Raw genomic sequence first — 20,614 nt, forward strand, 5'->3', positions numbered from 1 at the left:
GATTAATTATTAAAGTACTCCCAATGCTTTTTCTAATTCTACTTTTGCAATCAATGCATCATATAATGCGGAGAAATAGTTCGTCTCTGCTTCTTTCAATGCTGAGTCAGCTTCTACTACTTCTAGGTTTGATCCCACACCCTCTTGATACTTGATTTTAGTCATTTCAAAGACCTCTAAAGCAAGCTCTCTATTTTCTTCTTGGACTTTGAGTATGTTTATTGCATTCCTTAAAGTTATATTTGCCTGATGCCTTTCAAGTTCAATATTTTCTTCCAAAAAGAACTTTTGATTATCTAGTTGTCTGATTTTAACCCTATTTTGCTGAACTAGATAACTTTTCCTTAGTCCATCAAAAATTGGAATATTGAGCCTTAGGCCTGCAAATGAAGATGAAAACCAACGGTCATTTTCTAATAAAGAATTGAACCTCTCAGCACCTGTCACCCTTTGAAAAGTACCAAAAGCTGCAATGTTTGGCATGTATTGAACTTGATTGTTTTTGAGCTCTAATTGAGCCAATTCCAAATTGGTGTTTAATTGGTCTACCTCTACCCTTCGATAACCATTGTTTTCAAGAAGACTGGAAATCTCGTCAAGTGAATGTATATCAGAAATGTTTTGCTCAAGCTCAATATCCAAATTGATAGGCATTCCAATTTGAACTTTTAAAAGTTCTTTACTGATTTTTTCAGCTGCATCTACCCTATCATATTCAGATTGTAAATTGTTAAGCTGGACTTTTACCCTACTTACATCAAGCTTTTCGACAAAACCTTCACCAAATAAGGCTTCAGTTTCTTTTAGAAGCTCCTTAATTCTACCTAAGTTGGCTGCTACTAGTTCTTTACGTTCTTTGTTAATTAGAACTGTGAAATAAGCCTTTTTGGTAGATTCAATGACATCAATTTCTGTTTTTTCTTTATCAAACTCTGTCAATTTCCTCAATGTCTTTGCCGCTTTAAGACCTACAAAGTAAGAGCCATTGAAAATCATCTGCTCGATATTGATTGACAAAGACGATTGATAGTTAACTGCAAATGGAATTACAGCAATGTCATCAGGCCCTCCTGAAGGTGGAGCATCTTCTCCACCTCCGCCTAAAAATTCTCCTGCTTCAGCTGGTAAGATGATCAATGGAGGCTGAATGTTCTTGGTCATTTCCAGAGTACTATTAATCTGGGGTAATCCAGCCGCTCTGTTTTCTCCAATAATACCCTTTGAGATCAATACCTCCAATTGTGCATTTTTTGCTTCTACATTATTCTCTAGGGCATACTTAATGCTTTCCTCCAAGGTCAAAGACACTACTTGGTCTTGTGCTTGGGTCACCAATGGGTGAATTTGCATCATGATTACAGCCCAAACTCCAAAAAGGAATTTTAAATTCTTACTGTTCATTGCTGGTTGGTTTTCTTTTTTAAATAAGTGTTTTTCCCTTTTTCTGTAAATAATCCAAATATAAAATGTTCGAATACTTCCATATGTAATTGACCCATGTCATAGACTGATGGTGGAAATTTTACAGGATCGAATAAGCTCGTCATTTGTTCTATACGCATTGCTGTGATGATCTCAATATTGATCTCAGGCCTAAAATATCCCGCATCTACTCCCTTTTCTAATATTTCCTTAATCTCAGCATGAATGTGCTTAGTCTTAAATTCTTCAAACAACTGCCAACATTCCGGATAATACCTTTGAATCTCGTTCAAGATAAATGGATTCATTTCTGAAAACCGCTTTCTCAGATAGTTTGATAGTTTGATCAGATGATCTATAACTTCCTCACTATTGGCTGGGAGTTCATCAATTCTACATTGATCATTTTCCAATTCCTGTTTAAATACAAATAGAACCAGCTGATTTTTGTCAGCAAATTCTTGATATACGGTTTTTTTGGATACTCCCGCAAGTCTCGCAATATCATCCATCGTTACAGACCTGATTCCATATTTCATGAACTGCTCTCCTGCCGAAACGATAATTTTTTCTCTTGTGTCCAAATCTCATTTAATTTCCCGCAAAACTGCGGAAACTTTCAATAAGTTCAAAGTTTCTTGGGTTTATTTTAGAATTAAATTTCAAAATATTAAAAAACTAAAAGTACTATAGAATAAAAAATTAGAATTTCGTGCAAATTATATATCAAATTCTTTTTTTAGGCAAATGGCACGATGATAATATTTGTATTAAGAAAATCTATTTAATGTAATCAAACCATTGGATTCCATCAATGAATTAACATAAAATACATATTAGCTCAATAAAGTTCGCTCTTTTTAATTAAATTCAGTAAAAAAAATTGACTTAATTTGATTAATGGTTTACCAAACAACTAAACCTCTAAATATCAGCATTATGAAAGTAATAAAAATTCATTTGTGACATATGTTACATTGAATCCAATTCACAAAATGTATTTTTGTATTTATTGATCAAAAATTTCGATTTGTTAATAAGCCTCAAAGCATATAAAAAAGTACTATTGGTAATCTTGACGGTTGCATTGGTAATGCCATGTACCCTAAAGCAAGAAATTAAGCTACAAATTGGAATAGCACAAAATCTAAAGCAAGAACAATCAAAAAGTAAAACAACTTGTAGTTTACTGACTACTCGAAAAGAAAATAAAAAGTCCAAAACTTATTCAGAAAAAGCGTTTAAACGCTTCTTCTATTCGCAGTTTGATAAGTTATCTTACCAACAAGTAATTACTAACGCAAACTGGATCACCAAAGAATTTTTAGATAAAAAAGAACAAACCCGATCATACTTACTTTTTGAGCAATTTTTAATTTAATATCAACCCAATTTTAATGGCTTGATTCAATCAGCTTATACTTGTTCTATTACTTGGGCATCTCAGATAGCCCCTCATTCTCAAACACATCACACCAGCGCGTTTCCAATTTTCTGTGATCCCATTATTTTGGCTTCTATGAGGAAATCAGTGTGATCAAAATCATCATGTATGAATAAAGATATCAAAGTAAGTGGCAAGTCCATACTACTATTTAGAATACTCCTCAGCGGCATATTTATAAATGCAGGAATATCTCACCTTTTGAAACCCGAATCCGTTGCAGAACGAATCCAAATGGCAGCCATGAATTCCTTTGCCACATTCTTCGGAGATCCATATTACTTGGGTTTACTTTCAGGCTATGTGCTATTGATTGGTGGGTTTGCCTTGGCCTTGGGGATTTGTGTACGTGGGGCTTCAATTGGTTTATTCCTCACTTTAATTCCCATTACGATTACCATTCAATTAGGTAATGGCATCATGCATGGACCGTTATGGAAAAATGTTGCCCTATTTGGAGGCTTATTGTTCTTCATAATTAACAATCCAGATGTTTATCGTCTATTCAATTTACAAAAATCTAAATCATGAAATCATCCATAATTATAATCTTAGTCTTAGTGGCCATAAGTACATCGACAGTTCAATCTCAAACCACACAAGAGATTCAAAAAACTGAACAATCCATCAAGAAAAACGGAAAATATGCTTCGCTGGTGATGAGAAATCAGCATTTAGAGGCTGCTATTCTGACAGGGAAATCATTTAAGAATAAAAGTAAGAAAATTGATTTCCAGATAGTAGTGTGTGGAGAATTGGTCAAGGAAATCATACAAGATACGGCTTTACAGTCCTTGATTGAAGAAGGTGTAAATCAGCATGGACTCAAAGTTTTGATTTGCGGACTTTCTATCAATAGGCTCAACTTGGACAAGGAAAAGCTTCCTCAATCAGTGACAATTACTGAAAACGGGCTGATTTACATGTTTGGCCTACAAGAGCAAGGCTTCAAAACTGTGATTCTTTAAATATAAAATTCAAAATGAAATACCTAAGTATATTAACCATATCCCTTTTCACCATGTTTTCTTGTAACTTATCAGAAGAAATGAAAACCGAAAAGATTACCATTTTACAAACTGCTGACATTCACGCTTATTTGAACTCACACCAAGAGTTGTTTGTCGAAAATAATGCTATCACATTTCGTGAGGCAGGTGGCATAGCCAGTATCAAAACACTAACTGACAGTATCAGAGCAACCAACCCCAAAGGGACACTTTTGGTAGATGCGGGAGATTTGATTCAAGGTAGTGGGGCGAGCGTAAGGTCGAAAGGAAGTATTTTTCCTCCGATAGTCAAAGCCATGAATTATGATGTGCTTATCCCTGGAAATTGGGAAGTAATTTATGGTAAGCAAGTAATGATAGATCTCTTGAATAGTTACGATACTCCAGTGATATCTGCAAACATGTTTGACGAGGGTACTGAAAAACCGATCTTTCCACCCTATTGGACCACTGAAATCAAAGGGATAAAAATTGGATTTCTTTCCTACAATGATCCCGAGATACCAGAAAGACAAAACCCTAGCTACAGCGAAGGAATTAAGTTTACTAAGGTCAGAGACAACTTAAAAGAGATGATTCATGAACTCAAAGAGAATCAAAAAGTTGATATTCTGTTTATGATCGCACATCTCGGCATCTCAAAACAATTAACTCTGGCAAATAACCCAGATGTAGAAGGTGTAGACTTTATCTTGGGAAGTGACACACATGAGAGAATCAGAGAACCGATAGAAGGAGCTTACACTAAAATCCTAGAGCCTGGTGCATTTGGATCTTTTGTAGGCAAACTGGAATTGGAAGTAAAAGGGAAAAAAATCATCAATTCAACCTATGATTTAATTGAAGTGTCTCCAGAGAACCATCCCGCCGATCCAAAAATTCAAAAAATGATTGACGATCAATTAAGACCCTATCAAGAAGAAATGCAAACAGTAATTGGCCATACTTCTGCCCCGATATACCGATACCTAGTAGTAGAAAATCCTATGGACAACTTCATCACAGATGCATTACTATGGAAAACCAAAGTTGATTTTGCTACATCTAATGGGTTTAGGTTTGGGGTGCCAATCGTTCCAGATGAAAGTGGGAAAGCCGCAATTACAAAAGCTGACTTATGGAGAATGCTTCCTGTAAATGAAAACATGAAAATCGGTAAAGCTACAGGAAAACAGATCCATGATTGGCTTGAAAAGGAAATCAATAATGTATTCTCAACAGATTATGAAAAGAGATTCGGAGGGTGGCTAGTTAGATTTTCTGGATTGACTTTAGAATTTGATAGCTCCAAACCATACGGGGAACGTATCACTCATGTTTCTATTCAAGGTAAGCCATTGGATTTACAAAAGGAATATACTATGGCCTCTTGTAATAGAACGGGAGAACCCATATCCACAATGTGCAGGATGAAAGATGCCGTCGATGTCGAAATACAAAACTACACCTTACATGATGCAGTGATAGCGTATCTAAATGCAATGGGGACAATCCACCCTAATCTAGACGGTAGGTCGATAGCGACAGATTTAGGTTCTCAAGCTTTTTCTCAAATGCCAGAAACTGGCTATAGATTCAGGTAGCAAAAAATTATAGCCGAATTTTTAAATTCTCGGATCATCTTGATAAGAACATATCTATTGTGATGATCCGAGATTTTTTATACTGATTTGGAAATATTAAACATCCTCCCCTTTCAACATTTTGTTCCAATACAGGTAAGGTAAAATATACTTTTTTAACATCCAGAGTCTCCAATGCTCTTTGGAACTATCTGAAATCAACATCCTCTTCAGCTTTGGATCAGGAGTAAACTCATTTTTATAATTGAATTCTGCAAGCACCATCTTGCCGTAACCAGTCACCAAAGGACATGAGGAATAGCCTTGATAACTTGCATTGTCAGCCATTTCCCCCTTGATCAACTTTATAATATTGTCTACTACAATTGGGGCCTGCTTTCTGATCGCTGCCCCAGTCTTGGCTGTGGGCAATGCTGCAACATCCCCTAAGCCAAAAATATTTGGAAAACGCTTATGCTGCATGCTATTGATATTGACATCAAGCCATCCTGTGTCATTTACAAGTGATGAGTCTTTGACAAATTTAGGTGCTGTCTGAGGTGGAGCTAAGTGGAGCAAATCAAATGGTATTTCTATGTGTGAATCACCTTTAAGCTTTTCACCAAGTACATTCCCTTCATTTACAACACATTTGTTTTCATCTGGAGCTATACTCTTGAAATAAGCTATCTTTTTATTAGCATCAATTTTTACTGGAGCGTAAAATGGTTTGAAGTGTACATTGTATCTATGAATCACTTTCATCAATGTTTCACTTATTTTTTTTACGCCAAATATTACAGATCCTGGAGTTGCAAATACAACATTTGACTTTTGGTCAATGCTGTTTTTTCTAAAATAATCAGCTGCCAAATACATGATTTTTTGTGGTGCACCGCCACATTTTATGGGCGTGGTAGGTTGTGTAAAAATTGCATTTCCACCTTTAAAGTTTTTGATACATTCCCAAGTATATTTTGGATCAATGTAATTGCTACATACGACACCCTTATGTATAGCTTCTTCTAGTCCCTCTATCAAAGAATAATCATAAACCAAACCTGGTGCCACGATCAAGTAATCATAGGATATCGATTTACCATCCTTGGTTTTTATGGAGGATTCTTCAGGTAAAAATTGATCTACAGCATTTTGAATCCATTTTGCACCAGGTGGGATTACATCCTTCATTGGTTTGATTGTTTTTTCAAAATCGTAAGTCCCTGCCCCAACCAACGTCCAAGCTGGTTGATAATAGTGCTTATCAGCTGGATCTATGATAGCAATGTCAAGAGATTTGTCTTTTTTCAATAATTGAGCTGCGCACATGATACCTGCTGTGCCAGCACCAATGATTACAATTTGATAATGGGATTTCATACAATGATTATTTTGGATTGAGCATCAATGTATGAGTTTCTACTATAAATGATTGTGACAATTGTTACAATATAGCTTAAAAATCAAATCTGAAAATCAGATTATATGGTGGCTTAAGTTTTTCTTTTTCTCGATGTATTAATCCCGAAAGGAAGATAAAGAGGACAAAAACTAATAAAAGATGTGATTATAAAAACTATGGCAAGCAAGCCCAAAACTATTGCCAAAGTACCTGAAATTACTCCTGTATAGTACAGGACACCTACCAGAAGAGCCAAAGCAAAACGTATTGCTTTATCCAAGAAACCCATATTTTTTTTCATTATTCTATTTTTTTATTGCGAAAACCCTAATGACAGATGCTATTCCAACATGATGATCTCCTTCATTCAAGTGGATATTTTCTTCAAGTAATTCAATAAAGTCAAAGTTTTCAAAATCCTTCTGATCATATCTTTTATCCCAGAATGTTCTATCCATCTTTCTTATGTATGATTAGGATTAGTTACCTGCTACAGATGCTACATTGTGCCAGGTACCGCCATTATGTACATTTTGAATTCCACTTTGCTCTAGTATCATTTTGGCCTGACCACTTCTGTTACCACTTCTACAGAATACAATAATGCTTTTTTTACCCTTGAATTTAGACAATTGACTATCAATCCTTTCCAAAGGTATATTTACTGCACCTTTTACACTACCAGAGGCAAATTCCCCAGGACTTCTTACATCTACAAGATATGCACCAGTATCTATCAATTCTTTTAATTGCCCTTTATCCATTCCTCCTAAGAGGTTTTTAAACATTCCAAACATGCTTTTGATCTTTTATTTTTGTTAAAATCCCAATTTGCACCAACACCAAACGAGTTGGTATTGATGCGAGAATTGGGTTTATATATTATGAAACCGCTTTTTCAGCCATCCATTCTTTCATACCTGCGCTATAATTTTTCACGTTTTTGAACCCGTGTTTCGCAAGTAAAGATTGTGCGATAGTAGCTCTATCACCACTTTGACAGTGAATAACTATCTGCTTATCAGCATCAAACTTATCTAAATTGTCTACAATATGGCCAACGAAGATGTTCTCCGCTCCTTCTACATGATAGCTTTGAAACTCTGATGCTCCTCTTACATCTACAATTTGTGCATTTGGATTCTCTATATAAGATTCGAACTCCTCTATATCAATGATATCAGCTGCTTCCATTTCAATTCCGAATGCATTAATATCAGAAATGTAGCCATAGATATTGTCTAGCCCTATTCTCATTAATTTCCTTATAAGATCCTCCACTTGATCATGATCAGCCACTAAGATGAATTGCTCTTGGTAATTCAAAACCCAACCTGCCCAAGTTGCAAATGAATTATTGCCTTGGATATTTATGCTGTTTGGTAAGTGGCCTTTGGCAAATTCTGCTTTACTTCGTGTATCAATGATAGTGAGCCCATTGTCATAGGCAGACAAAAAAGCTTCTTTGGACACTTCCTTATGTACAGGTACCTCAACCAAAAGCTGCCTTTCAACTTTGTTGAGATGCTTCATCATTGCAAAGTACTTTGGAGGTTCAGGCTGACCATCCAGAAGATAGTCAATGAATCCTTCTTCGTTGTCTTCATATTGAAAAGCCCAGTTTCGAATCTTTTCATACCCGACCGTAGAGCTCGGCACAGCTCCTAAAGCCTTTCCACACGCAGAACCAGCACCATGCCCAGGCCAAAGCTGTACATATTCAGGCAGCTCCGAAAACCGCTGAACCGATTCATACATCTGCTTTGCACCTTTTTCCTGCGTACCGGTAATGCCAGCCGCTTTCTCGAGAAGGTCAGGTCTACCTACGTCACCTACAAAGACAAAATCACCAGTAAATACCATCACGGGCTTGTCCGTAGCTGGATGATCTGTAAGTAGGAATGAAATGCTCTCAGGAGTATGTCCAGGCGTATGAAGTACTTCTAAAGTGAGATTACCAACTTTGATTTTATCCTTGTGCTTCAAGCCATTGTGAGGGAATTGATATTGCCAATCTTTTCCCCCTTCATCAGAAAGGTACATTTCAGCTCCTGTCACCTCTGCCAATTCTCTTGATCCGCACAGAAAGTCAGCGTGAATATGTGTCTCAGCTATATGGGTAATCTTTAGGTTGTTTTTTTGAGCAATGTCCAGATAGACATCAATATCTCTTTGAGCATCTATTACGATTGCCTCACCTTTGGCTTGACACCCTATCAAGTAGCTCGCTTGAGCTAATGTTTTATCATAAATGTGTTGGAAGAACATGTTATTTATTTTTTAAAATTTTGAAATGCTTTCGTTTAAATACCTTTAGAAATTCTACTTTCTCTTTTAATAATGAACTCATCTTTTAGTGACTTTTGTTCAATTTTTTAGTTCTTGACTATCATATCTATATAAGTATAATCTGACTATACGCTTTTTTGCCAGCAACTTCAATCCATTGGCTCAATCGGTTGTTAATGGTCAATATCCATAAGTATCCAATATCAATTAATATCGGAACTTAGATAAATCGGGATTTTGTAATGTTATTGGCAAAGTTCCGTATATCCATAAAGTATAAATCATTAACCAGAGAACTAATACGTTTCAAATTTACATTTTACTCCATGATGAGTAAGTAACATTGATTACATAAGGATATTATAGGAACAATTCTTTTACCAAGATGTAAATACCCATTACCAATACAAACCAGCCAAAGGCAGTTTTCAATTTCCCTCCTTCTATTTTTTTGGTGAGTCCTATTCCTATGAAAATTCCAATGATTGATAGAATGGTAAATATTCCCAATAAAGACCAATCAATAGCCTCATTTCTTTGAAGATCTCCTGTAAAGCCAAGTAGAGATTTGGCCGCTATGATGAATAGAGATGTTCCTACGGCTAGTTTCATTGGCATGCGAGCAAGGATAACCAGTGCTGGGATTATCAAAAATCCACCTCCTGCACCGACTAAACCAGTGACAGTCCCTACCAAGGTACCCTCTAATAGAATCATTGGATAATTGTATTTGATCTCGGCATCTTCCGATTCGTTGCAATGTAGACAAGGTCTTATCATCGAAATAGATGCGAAAATCATCACTATAGCAAATAGAACCATCAAAGCTATTGATTTGGTGAGTACAAATGTGCCGCTAGAAAATATCACATCAGGAATGAATGGAACCAAATAAGCTCTTGTAAGATAAACAGCCGCTATAGAGGGAATTCCGAAAATAATTACCGTTTTGAAATCAACCTTCTTTTGTACCGCATTCTGAACTCCACCAATCAAGGAAGTAGCCCCCACAATAAACAGCGAGTATGCTGTAGCCAATACAGGTTCTGCCCCCATCACATATACCAAAATAGGAACAGTAAGGATAGAACCACCACTCCCAATAAGTCCTAAGGATACGCCAACAAAAACTGCCAATATATATCCGATAATTAAACTAGTCATGTATTAATGTTTTAAAATGATAGGACAAATGTAAATAGCTGATAAAAGTCATGAAGTAACTTTTGTTACATAGCATGATGAGCCGTTCATTTTTAAGAAAAAAATGTTCAATTGTGCACAGTCGTGCATGGTGAATGTTTGAAACTGGGCTAAAATGAAGGAAAAGTGTGTTTGGTATTAGACTTGCTAATTTTTAAAAAAATTAGAAACTATGCTTACATTCCTACTTTGGTGTATCTTATTTGTCATCTGCTGGCCCATTGCTATTTTGGCATTGATCCTTTATCCTTTTATTTGGCTGCTACTGCTTCCATTCAGACTATTGGGATTTGCCATTGAGCTTTCATTTGATGTTGTCAAAGGAATATTCATGCTTCCATTTAGAATTTTAGGCATTCGATGAAGCATAATTTTATGCACATCATTCAATCTTTTTATCTGGTTACTCATCCTGCCCAATATTTCGCCGAAAGCATATTTCAGTGATGAGAAGCGAGAGACGAGAAATTAGAGACAGAAACAAGAAACAAGAGCCAAGAAACAAGAGCAAACTGTCAACTAAATTCAGGACGAGACAAGAGAAAAATAAGAATCGTCACATCTAAATTTTGTGCACGAATATTCGTAGGAAGCCTATATCGCCGCACCTGTCTACCCATAGGTAGAGGCATATATCAACTGTATATCGCTTTAGCATATATCAAATTCATCCTTCACCCTTCATCCTTTATACAGAAGCAAGACAAAGTACCAAGTACGATGTATCAAGTACCACGTAAATATATCACCGCACCTGTCTACCCATAGGTAGAGGCAAATATCAACTTAATATCGCTTTAGCAAATATCAAATTCATCCTTCCCTCTTCACCCTTCATCCTTTATACAGAACCAAGACAAAAGTACCAAGTAAAAATATCGCCGCAGGCATATATCCAATGTATATCGCTTTAGCATATAACCCCTTCTTCATCCCCCAACTTTAATCCTTCCTCACATTAGGTTACTCCTTCATCACATTTTTTTGCCTGTTTTTGGGAGTTACTCTATTCTTGCCTCAGTAATCATACAAAAGCCAATGAAAAGAGAAAAGTGGACTTATTATATTTTGATAGCGATTGGAATATGTTACAGTATCATTTTAGCCTTGAGCTAACTTAAAGGCTTCTGCAAAATAATTTTCATACTTATTCAAATAAACGGAGCAAAAAATCATAAACAGCACTTAACTTAACAATCATGAAAGAGAAAATTTTACCTTTTAGACAAATAGAATGGTGGGTAGTCACCTTCCTTTTTGTCAGCATCATTTTGTCCAATGTTATGAAATCCAGTGATTTCTACTTTTCAGGAAGAGATGGCGTGGTATATTTTGCCAAATTATTTATTCCTCTGATATTCTTGGCTTCATTCTATTTTGTCCATATGAAGCTTATTCCAATTTTTCTCAGGGACAAAAAACTTTTCAAATTGACCATGTATAGTGGTTTGATAGTCTTTGTTTCATTCTTTACCGTGGGAGCATTTTCTATGGGGGCGAGATTTTCGAATGATTTCATGATGCCGTTCTACTTCAACACTTTGGCGATCTATGCTGGATACTTAGCAATAATCTATATCATCAACCAGATTTTGTTGAATAAAGATGAGATAGATTTTAGGTTTTATAATGTCTTGAGGTTTGTCTTGATTTACCTTTTTATTGTGATTTTTCTATTTCAGTTTGAAAAAATTGCAGGTGATTTTATCACGATCATATTTGTAATTGTTATCCCTGCCATTATAGGTCTTGTAATGTACAATTTTTTCTTGATCTATAGATTGAGAAATCAAGGTAGAAAAGGAGAATCTAATGCCTTCTATGTCCTTCTTATTGCCGTATTTATTGGCCTATTTCTAAGTATTGCTATTGGGAGGGATGACCCGCGGTTTCTTTTGATGGGTGTCGTCATTATCTTATCTATCGTAGCTATTCTTTTTCCGCTTTCTAACTTTTTCTTTAGAAAGTATGATAACTACTTGGGTAAGTTGAACAAATTAACTGTCAAAGTCGATCAAGGCACTGCAAACCTTTCATTTCTCCGCTCACAGATCAATCCTCATTTCCTTTTCAATGCGCTGAATACACTTTACGGTACTTCACTTCAAGAGCAAGCAGACCGAACTGCCGAAGGTATCCAAAAACTTGGGGATATGATGCGCTTTATGCTTCATGAAAATAACCAAGATCAAATACCAGTAGAAAGAGAAAAGGAATATTTGGTCAATTACATTGATCTTCAAAACTTAAGGATCAAAGAACATGATAATATCGAAATCATTTTCAATAGAACAGAAGATGGCTGTACTGGAATGATTGCTCCGATGCTATTGATTCCTTTTGTTGAAAATGCTTTCAAACATGGTATAAGTCTACAAAAGAAATCTTGGATCAAAATCAGTTTGAGGTGTCTTGAGGGATCTGTTCACCTAGATGTCAACAACAGTATTCACCGAAGCAATGATGAAGATCCAGAGAAAAAAGCATCTGGAATCGGCCTAGAAAATGTAAAACAAAGACTTAACTTACTTTATCCAAATGATTATGAACTGATGATCAGAGAGAATGAAATAGAATACTTTGTACATTTGAGTGTCAAGTTGTAGTATATACTTTGTACAAAGTACTATGTACTAAGTACAATGGAATAGGTAGTGAAAAGAAGGTTTGGTATTAAGAAAATATAGTAAAGATGATCACAGCAATCGCAATCGATGATGAACCAATGGCTTTGGAGGTAATAAAGTCTCATGCAAGCAAAGTTCCCTTTTTGAGTTTGAAAGATACATTTACCAATGCAATCAAAGCACTAGAATACTTGAAAGATAATCCAGTGAACTTGATTTTTCTGGATATTAAGATGCCCGATATTTCTGGTATGGAACTGGCTTCTCTTCTGCCCAACGACTCTTTGATTGTATTTACTACTGCTTATTCAGAGCATGCCGTGCTAAGCTTTGAATTGGATGCTATAGATTATTTGCTGAAGCCATTCAATCTAAGCCGCTTCCTCAAAGCCTGTCAAAAAGCTCAAGAGCTTATATCCTTGAAAAATGGTACACAAAGCAATGGATCTATCTTTATCAAAACAGGATATGAACAAGTCAAAATCCACTTCGATGATTTGCTCTTCTGTGAAGCAAATGGAAACTATGTCAATTTTCATCTTGAAAATCAAAAAATACTCAGTCGCTTGACTTTGGCCGAGACAGAGAAGATGCTTCCTGCACATTTTATCAAAACACACAGATCTTTTCTTGTTAATCTCAACAAGATCATCAAACTAGAAAGGCATCAAGTCAGCTTCAAAACAAAAGTAGCTCCCATCAGTGGGAGCTATTATGATCTTTTGAATGATAAACTTAATCAATCACATTCTTTCTAGACCCAAATTTCGAGTTTTTGGGTTTTTCCTGAAATTCAGGACTTCTCTCAATTTTTGGATTTTGTCTAGGTTTTATACTTGTAGCCTGTTCCTTACTTTCTATATTATTAGAGCTTGGGATCTCTTTGACATTCTGCCTAGCTCGGGGTTTTGGAGATCTTTCGGCTTTTTCAGGGTTTTTATATTGGGAATTGCCTTTTGTCTTGTGCTTAGAATTTCCTTTGTGTCTTGGCTTCGATGTAGCTGTACTGCCATAGCTTGGACCCTCTGGATAGCCTTCAGGTAAGGATAACTTTTCTATTTCCATTCCTATCAGCGCTTCGATGCGATTGAATTTGTGCCTGTCCTTATCATTGATAAAAGTAATGGCTTCTCCCTGACTATCGGCTCTAGCAGTCCTCCCTACTCTATGTACATAGTCTTCTGGATCATTTGGCGTATCAAAATTGATCACCAACTCAATTCCTACCACATCAATACCACGCGAGATAATATCAGTTCCAATCAAAACCTTCAGAGCCCTATTCTTAAATCTTGACATGATCTGCTCTCTTTCAACTTGCTCAAGATCAGAGTGAAATGCTTCTACTTCTATATCTTTTTTCAAAGCTTTATAAAGGCTTTTTACTTTTTCTTTCGTAGAAGCAAAAATGATCACTGCCTCATAATCTTTCTGCTTGAGAATATGTCTGGTCAAATCTTCCTTTTGCGCATCGTAGACCAAATATGCTGATTGTGTAACCCCTTCCGCTGTCTTACCTACAGCCAAGGAGATTTCTTCAGGGTTATTGTTAAGAAGCTTTTTGGAAAAAGTCCTGATCTTAGGTGGCATGGTGGCAGAGAACAAGATAGTTTGCCTGTCTTTGGGTAGATAATTGACTATGGTCAAAAGATCATCCGAAAACCCCATGTCTAGCATACGGTCAGCTTCATCTAAGATGAGGTGCTTGAGTGTATCTAGTTTGATTTTTCCTCCTGCTAACAAGGCAATCAATCTTCCTGGAGTAGCTACTACTATCTCAGCTCCTTGTTCCAAGGCCCTTTTTTGTTGCTCCCAAATGACGCCATCTCCACCTCCGTAAATTGGAATTGAACTGATCCCTACAAAGTACGCGAAACCTTGGATCTGTTGATCAATTTGAATCGCAAGTTCACGAGTGGGAGCTAATACTAAAGTATCAAGCTTACCACCACCAGATTGGGCTATTTTATTCAATACAGGTAATATAAAAGCCGCAGTTTTACCTGTCCCTGTTTGTGCACATGCAATTATATCTTTTCCTTCCAAAATAACTGGAATGGCCTGCTCTTGCACAGGAGTGGGCTTCTCGAAGCCCATTGCATCTAATCCTTCTTGAAGAGAAGATTCAAAATTAAATTCACTAAAGTTCAAAACTATTCAATATTTTAAGTGTATACGTATGCCCATGCGATCAAAAGAAACTGCATGGGAAGTCTTAACAATAAAGCCCACTTAGGTATTCCTTTTGCTCCTTTTTGGTACATATAAATATTTGCAGGAAACACTGCTATCAGTAATGCAATGATTCCAAAAGCTGCTAAAGACTTTGTCTCTTCAAACAACAAACCGATTCCAAGTATTATCTCAAATCCTCCTGCTAATATATTCATCAATTTTGGATTTGGAATATAGGGTGGGATAATACGCTCATACATTTTGGGTTTTATAAAATGCATGAAACCAGCAAAAACGTATAAGCCACTCATTAAATAAAGAAAAAGTGAATACATCTAAAGCTTTTGTGATTTGTATATGATTAGAATCTGCCTTAAATGTATCACAATTCTTCCAAAATTACAATTTCCACATCAAATCAGCCAATATTTTGCACTTCAAAAAAAGAGATTTACATCAGTTTTTATCATTTATTTAAGCTTCCCAAACAAAGCACTATATTTGCACTTCTAAAAATCCGAATCAAATAATCAGATGAATAATTTCATAGAAGAATTGCGCTGGAGAGGTATGCTCCAAGATATGACACCAGAGATTGAAGAACACCTTAACAAAGGTATGGCTTCAGCATATCTAGGCTTTGATCCTACGGCAGATTCTCTACACATTGGACACTTGGTGGGTGTGATGACACTTTTACACTTTCAAAGGGCAGGTCACAAGCCTTTTGCGCTCGTAGGTGGTGCCACTGGTATGATTGGAGATCCAAGCTTCAAATCGGCTGAAAGAAACCTCCTTGATAAGGCTACTTTAGATCACAACGTCACTAGTATCAAAAAACAACTAGGAAAGTTTTTGGATTTCAAACAAGGTGCTGAAAACAAAGCAGAGCTAGTCAATAATTATGATTGGATGTCTCAATTTTCATTTCTTGATTTTATCAGGGATGTCGGAAAGCATATCACAGTAAACTACATGATGTCTAAGGACTCTGTCAAAAGAAGACTTGAAGACGGAAATGGCCTTTCGTTTACAGAATTTACTTACCAGCTGATTCAAGGCTATGACTTCTTCCATCTTTGGAAAAACGAGAATGTGAGCATTCAGCTTGGGGGATCCGATCAGTGGGGAAATATCGTCACTGGTACTGAAATGATCAGAAGAATGGGAAGTGGGTCTGCTTATGCCTTGACTGTACCTTTGATCACTAAAGCTGATGGAACCAAGTTTGGAAAAACAGAAGGTGGGTCTGTCTGGTTAGATCCTGAGAAGACATCTCCTTATGCTTTCTACCAGTTTTGGCTAAATGTCTCTGATGAAGATGCCTCAAAATACATCAGGATATTCACTACCCTTGATCAAGCAACCATTGAAAGTATGGAAGTGGAACATCTGCAAGCTCCACATTTGCGAATTTTACAAAAAGAAATAGCAAAGCAAGTGACTACAATGGTGCACAGTGAAGCTGACTATGAAATGGCTTTGAAAGCTTCCGCCATCCTATTTGGAAAATCATCCACAGAAGATCTTGCTGCATTAGACGAGCGAACTTTCCTTCAAGTGTTTGAAGGTGTGCCACAAGTTGCGATCGATAGAGCTGCTTATGAAGGTACGACTTCAGTTTTGGAATTATTGGCAGAGCAATCAGGCAACGCCATTTTCCCTTCTAAGGGTGAAGCCAGAAAAATGATCCAAGGTGGTGGTGTGAGTATCAACAAAGAAAAGGTAGAAGACCCAAATGCTTCTGTTTCCGCCTCTTTGCTTCAGAACAAATTCCTATTGGTTCAAAAAGGTAAAAAGAACTATTACATCATCGAAGTTGGTGCTTAAATTAATTCAAATCAGGATTAATTCATTTAAAGAATCCAATGTTGATTAAATTGATACTAATTGATTCAAGATAATTGTTGATATTATCCGAATAAGATTATTTGCTCTTTGCCAGTGATATCAATGCATTGCCGAAATTGATTACTATTTGTCAATTCTGAAAAATCGGAACAGTTTATCCATGAATATCTTGTTCGCTTGGGCGGATCCAATATCAATTTACATCTGAATCTTGAAAATAGCTTAAAAGATTTGGCTGCTGGTCTTTGTGTATAATTCTTTAGAGACATTAATTAGCAATTTCTTAAAAATTAAAAACCACATGGTTCAAAGTCTTTTTTACTTGACTTAGAACCATGTGGTTTTCTTTTGAACAACATTCAAAAACCCCTCTTTTTCTTGGATTTAAATGTCTTTCAGCAATTCTTCGACAGCTTTTTCTAGCTGTTGGTCAACGCCTTGATCTATTTTCCCAGGCATGTTTTTCACTTGGAATTGTGGGGCTGTTTCGTTGTTTTCCATCCACTCACCAGCTTTATTTTTAGCTGAAATTGGTACCACACCCCATCTAGTACCATCTGGCAATGCTTCCCATCCAGCAAAGGAGCAAGTACCTGGAGTAGGCATACCTACAGTTTTCCCAATTTTCAAATCTGTATATCCGCAAGCAAAGCAATGTCCATCTGAATAGTTTGCTTCATTGAACATGGCTAAAGTTGGTTTGGTCCATCTGAAAGTAGGTTCATAGCCTACCTCTCTGTCTTCCGTGGCATAAGTGATGAATTTTTCTCCTGTGAAAAACATAGCCAAATCAGCAACCAAGTCACCTCCACCATTGAACCTGGTATCTACGATGATACCTTCTTTATCGTGAAACTTACCCATCATCTCTTCATAGATATTTCTATATGGGCCATCCGACATACCTGGAATATGAACATATCCGAGCTTCCCATCAGAAAGCTTCTCTACCTCTTCTTGGTTCTTCTTTACCCATCTCGTATAAAGCAACCTGTTTTCTTCTCCAAGGGTGATAGGCTTTACCGTGATTTGTTGACGTGAGTTTGACTTAGGGTCAAGCACCGTCAGAAGTGTAAACTTATCCGCTTTTCTGTTGAAATACTGTGCTACATCCTTGTCTTCAGCGATGGTCACGCCATCGATGCTTTCGATGATCATACCAGGCTTGACAGACAAAGAAGACTTATCCAATGGCGAGCCCTTGATGATTTCTGCAATCTTGATACCTATTCCTGCATGCTCATAATCCATAAAAATACCCAAAGCTGCTGTCGCATCGGCTTGTGGTACAGTCCTACTGTATCTGGCTCCAGCATGAGATACGTTCAACTCACCAATCATCTCGGACAGCATTTCGGCAAACTCATATCCATTACCAATATGTGGCAAGTATTTTTTATAAGACTCGGCTAACTCATCCCATTCTACACCATGCATATCAGGTGTATAAAACACACCCTTGGTCCTTATATTGACATGATCAAAAAGATGCGCTCTCTCTGCTTCTGTGTCCATGTCCATTTCTCCTTGAATCTTGACTGCTTCTCTCTTGGTTCCATTACTTGTGATCTTTGATATGCTTCCACCACTAAGTAGGTATAGGTTTTTCATCTCCTTATCCCATTCCAAACTACCCCCAGTTGCATCGAGCTTGAGTTCCATCTTTGTTTCTTTAGTTCTAAGATCAGTGCTCCAAAGGTTCATTCCCTTTTCAAACCTAGCAAGGTAATAAAGCTTCTCACCGTCTTTGTCCAACACCGCATCACCCAAAGAAGAAGAATGAATCGTAAGCTTGGCTTTGCGCAACTCAATATCTTCAAGCTCAATTTTTATATCTTCTACTTTCTTATCATCCTTCTTTTCGTCCTTTTTATCATCCTTCTTATCGTCACCTTTTGCAGCTTTTTCGATTTCCTTCATCAAGTCGAAGTCTTCTTTGCTCAAATTGAACTTTTCATAAGCCTCTTTGGTGAAAAACATGGTAAAGACATCATATTGAGCACCGCCACTTGTTGCAAAGCCTTTAAGACCATCTCTATCTGAGAACCAAAGCATTTGCTTTCCACCATTGACCCATCTAGGTTTTCTATCTCCATATCCAGATTTGGTCAGGTTTTCCATAGGCAATTTGCCAGAAGCATCTAGTAAAACCACTTCACCGTTTGCCATAGTCGGGCTATAGGAAGCCAATAGCCATTTGCTGTCAGGACTCCAAGTGAAGTACTGATCCCCATCTCTCATGTGCATCAGCTGCTCTGGTCCCATCAATGTGACAGCAGATTTAGTAGAAAGGTCCATTACCTTTAAGTTTCTTCTCGCTTCCACGTAAGCTAACTTTTTACCATCTGGGGATATAACTGGAAGATAGTTATCATGCTCATTTTCAACGAGTGGTCTCTCCTCAATTAAAGTACTTGCATAAAAGAAAGGCTCTTCTTTTTCTCTTGCTTTTTTGGCTTGATAGATTGTCCATTTGCCATTTCTTTCACTTGCATAGACTATGGATTTTCCATCTGGAGCAAACTGAACAAATTGTTCTTGTTCTGGTGAATTGGTGATTCTTTTGGTCAGGCCACCTTCCACGGAGGTCACGAATACTTCACCTCTAGCGATGAATGCGATCTCTTTTCCATCAGGAGAAATGGACATTTCTCTTACTCCACCGCTGATATTGATAAAGCTGTCTGGATTTTGAATCGCTTGGGTTTTGATACTAACCTCTAGTTTTTTTGGTGACTCTCCATCCTTCATAGTATAGAGCTCCCCATCATATGAAAAGGACATCAATCCCTCATCCGAAATACTTAAGAATCTTACTGGAAAGTCTTTGAAATCTGTCAATGCAGTTTTTTGAGATGGATTGGCAAGGTCCATTTTGAACACGTTGAATGAACCTTTCTCTTCGGATAGGTAATAGATTGATTTTTCATCTGGAGAAAAAACTGGATTCCTATCCTCACCACCAAAAGTAGTCAGCATGCTATGAGATTTTTTCTCAGAATCATACATCCAAATATCTCTTGTGATAGCTGATTGATGTTTTTTTCTCCACTCATTTTCACCACCTTTTTTGTCATGATAGACCATCTTACCACCATTTTTGCTCACTTGTACGTATTCAGCAGGTATAGTCCATAACTGATCTACTCTCCCACCCTTTACAGGAACTTGATAAAGCTCAGGTTGTGAACCTGTTGGATACTGTCTATGATTAGCTGCATCTTGTCTTGATCCGCCAAAGATCACACCTTTATTGTCTGATGAAAAAGCATAAGGAAACTCATCATTTGAATGATAAGTAAGTCTTTGTGCAGCACCTCCATCTGCTGACATTACAAACACATCAAAGTTCCCGTACCTATCAGAGGCGAAGGCAATCTGCTGTCCATCTATGCTCCATACGGGCATGAAATCATGCGCTTCATGAAATGTCAGCTGAATAGCTTTCCCTCCTGAAGAAGGAATGGTATACAAATCCCCTTTGTAGGTGAAAGCTATTTGCTTACCATCTGGAGAAATGGAAGGATACCTAAGCCAATTTGGGGCATCTTGGGCAGATAGACTACCAAATACCCCACAAAGCATAAGTGAAAAACAAATTTTAATTATTCTCATATATTTAGGTTTTA

General features: G+C 37.0%; 19 protein-coding genes. 8 read left to right on the forward strand and 11 right to left on the reverse strand.

Annotated features, from left to right (window positions below; translation table 11 throughout):
* Positions 1-9: 9 nt before the first annotated feature.
* Both MM214_RS01230 and MM214_RS01235 read right to left on the reverse strand, forming a co-directional pair.
* Positions 10-1,401, reverse strand: a complete 1,392-nt coding sequence (locus tag MM214_RS01230; protein ID WP_317208382.1) for a TolC family protein — start codon at positions 1,399-1,401, stop codon at positions 10-12.
* Positions 1,398-2,006 (reverse strand): TetR/AcrR family transcriptional regulator, encoded by a 609-nt coding sequence (locus MM214_RS01235; protein WP_241291061.1) that lies wholly within the window; start codon positions 2,004-2,006, stop codon positions 1,398-1,400. Before MM214_RS01235 ends, MM214_RS01230 begins: the two co-directional genes overlap by 4 nt.
* Positions 2,007-2,497: 491 nt before the next feature.
* Between MM214_RS01235 and MM214_RS01240 the strand changes: the two genes are divergently transcribed.
* From MM214_RS01240 to MM214_RS01255, 4 genes are all read left to right on the forward strand, one after another.
* A complete protein-coding gene (locus MM214_RS01240; RefSeq protein WP_241291063.1) occupies positions 2,498-2,803 on the forward strand; it encodes a hypothetical protein in 306 nt (101 codons plus the stop codon).
* A gap of 171 nt (positions 2,804-2,974) precedes the next feature.
* Positions 2,975-3,397 (forward strand): DoxX family protein, encoded by a 423-nt coding sequence (locus tag MM214_RS01245; RefSeq protein ID WP_241291065.1) that lies wholly within the window; start codon positions 2,975-2,977, stop codon positions 3,395-3,397.
* On the forward strand, positions 3,394-3,834 hold the full coding sequence (locus tag MM214_RS01250) for a hypothetical protein (RefSeq protein WP_241291067.1): 441 nt from the start codon (positions 3,394-3,396) through the stop codon (positions 3,832-3,834). Before MM214_RS01245 ends, MM214_RS01250 begins: the two co-directional genes overlap by 4 nt.
* 14 nt (positions 3,835-3,848) lie before the next feature.
* A complete protein-coding gene (locus MM214_RS01255) occupies positions 3,849-5,459 on the forward strand; it encodes a bifunctional metallophosphatase/5'-nucleotidase (RefSeq protein ID WP_241291069.1) in 1,611 nt (536 codons plus the stop codon).
* A gap of 96 nt (positions 5,460-5,555) precedes the next feature.
* Here MM214_RS01255 and MM214_RS01260 read toward each other — a convergent pair whose 3' ends face one another.
* The 6 genes from MM214_RS01260 to MM214_RS01285 all read right to left on the reverse strand — a co-directional run bounded on the left by MM214_RS01260 (position 5,556) and on the right by MM214_RS01285 (position 10,293).
* On the reverse strand, positions 5,556-6,818 hold the full coding sequence (locus MM214_RS01260; RefSeq protein WP_241291071.1) for an NAD(P)/FAD-dependent oxidoreductase: 1,263 nt from the start codon (positions 6,816-6,818) through the stop codon (positions 5,556-5,558).
* A 113-nt stretch (positions 6,819-6,931) separates the two neighbouring features.
* Positions 6,932-7,141, reverse strand: a complete 210-nt coding sequence (locus MM214_RS01265; protein ID WP_241291073.1) for a YgaP family membrane protein — start codon at positions 7,139-7,141, stop codon at positions 6,932-6,934.
* A 4-nt stretch (positions 7,142-7,145) separates the two neighbouring features.
* A complete protein-coding gene (locus MM214_RS01270; RefSeq protein WP_241291075.1) occupies positions 7,146-7,298 on the reverse strand; it encodes a hypothetical protein in 153 nt (50 codons plus the stop codon).
* Positions 7,299-7,319: 21 nt separating this feature from the next.
* Positions 7,320-7,628 carry a rhodanese-like domain-containing protein gene (locus MM214_RS01275; RefSeq protein ID WP_241291077.1) on the reverse strand — a complete coding sequence of 103 codons (309 nt, stop codon included), beginning with the start codon at positions 7,626-7,628 and terminating at the stop codon, positions 7,320-7,322.
* A gap of 94 nt (positions 7,629-7,722) precedes the next feature.
* The gene (locus tag MM214_RS01280) at positions 7,723-9,108 is read right to left on the reverse strand and encodes an MBL fold metallo-hydrolase (RefSeq protein WP_241291079.1); all 1,386 of its coding nucleotides are present in this window, start codon (positions 9,106-9,108) and stop codon (positions 7,723-7,725) included.
* 381 nt (positions 9,109-9,489) lie between these two features.
* A complete protein-coding gene (locus tag MM214_RS01285) occupies positions 9,490-10,293 on the reverse strand; it encodes a sulfite exporter TauE/SafE family protein (RefSeq protein ID WP_241291081.1) in 804 nt (267 codons plus the stop codon).
* Between the two features lie 211 nt (positions 10,294-10,504).
* Between MM214_RS01285 and MM214_RS01290 the strand changes: the two genes are divergently transcribed.
* The 3 genes from MM214_RS01290 (at position 10,505) to MM214_RS01300 (ending at position 13,717) form a co-directional block, all read left to right on the forward strand.
* Positions 10,505-10,696, forward strand: coding sequence for a hypothetical protein (locus MM214_RS01290; RefSeq protein WP_241291083.1), 192 nt, complete (start codon positions 10,505-10,507; stop codon positions 10,694-10,696).
* A gap of 835 nt (positions 10,697-11,531) precedes the next feature.
* Positions 11,532-12,938: a sensor histidine kinase gene (locus MM214_RS01295; protein ID WP_241291085.1), complete on the forward strand. Its 1,407-nt coding sequence runs from the start codon at positions 11,532-11,534 to the stop codon at positions 12,936-12,938.
* Between the two features lie 86 nt (positions 12,939-13,024).
* Entirely contained in the window at positions 13,025-13,717 is a 693-nt protein-coding gene (locus MM214_RS01300; protein WP_241291087.1) for a LytR/AlgR family response regulator transcription factor, read from the forward strand.
* Here MM214_RS01300 and MM214_RS01305 read toward each other — a convergent pair.
* On the reverse strand, positions 13,695-15,110 hold the full coding sequence (locus MM214_RS01305) for a DEAD/DEAH box helicase (RefSeq protein ID WP_241291089.1): 1,416 nt from the start codon (positions 15,108-15,110) through the stop codon (positions 13,695-13,697). The genes MM214_RS01300 and MM214_RS01305 overlap by 23 nt on opposite strands.
* A gap of 14 nt (positions 15,111-15,124) precedes the next feature.
* Positions 15,125-15,349 (reverse strand): DoxX family protein, encoded by a 225-nt coding sequence (locus tag MM214_RS01310; RefSeq protein WP_317208383.1) that lies wholly within the window; start codon positions 15,347-15,349, stop codon positions 15,125-15,127.
* 319 nt (positions 15,350-15,668) lie between these two features.
* Between MM214_RS01310 and tyrS the strand changes: the two genes are divergently transcribed.
* Entirely contained in the window at positions 15,669-16,964 is a 1,296-nt protein-coding gene (gene tyrS / locus MM214_RS01315; protein ID WP_241291093.1) for a tyrosine--tRNA ligase, read from the forward strand.
* Between the two features lie 405 nt (positions 16,965-17,369).
* On the opposite strand, the gene MM214_RS01320 is transcribed toward tyrS, so the two are convergent.
* Positions 17,370-20,600 carry a S41 family peptidase gene (locus MM214_RS01320; RefSeq protein WP_241291095.1) on the reverse strand — a complete coding sequence of 1,077 codons (3,231 nt, stop codon included), beginning with the start codon at positions 20,598-20,600 and terminating at the stop codon, positions 17,370-17,372.
* Between the last annotated feature and the right edge of the window lie 14 nt (positions 20,601-20,614).

This window comes from Belliella kenyensis (assembly GCF_022549675.1).
GTDB lineage: Bacteria > Bacteroidota > Bacteroidia > Cytophagales > Cyclobacteriaceae > Belliella > Belliella kenyensis.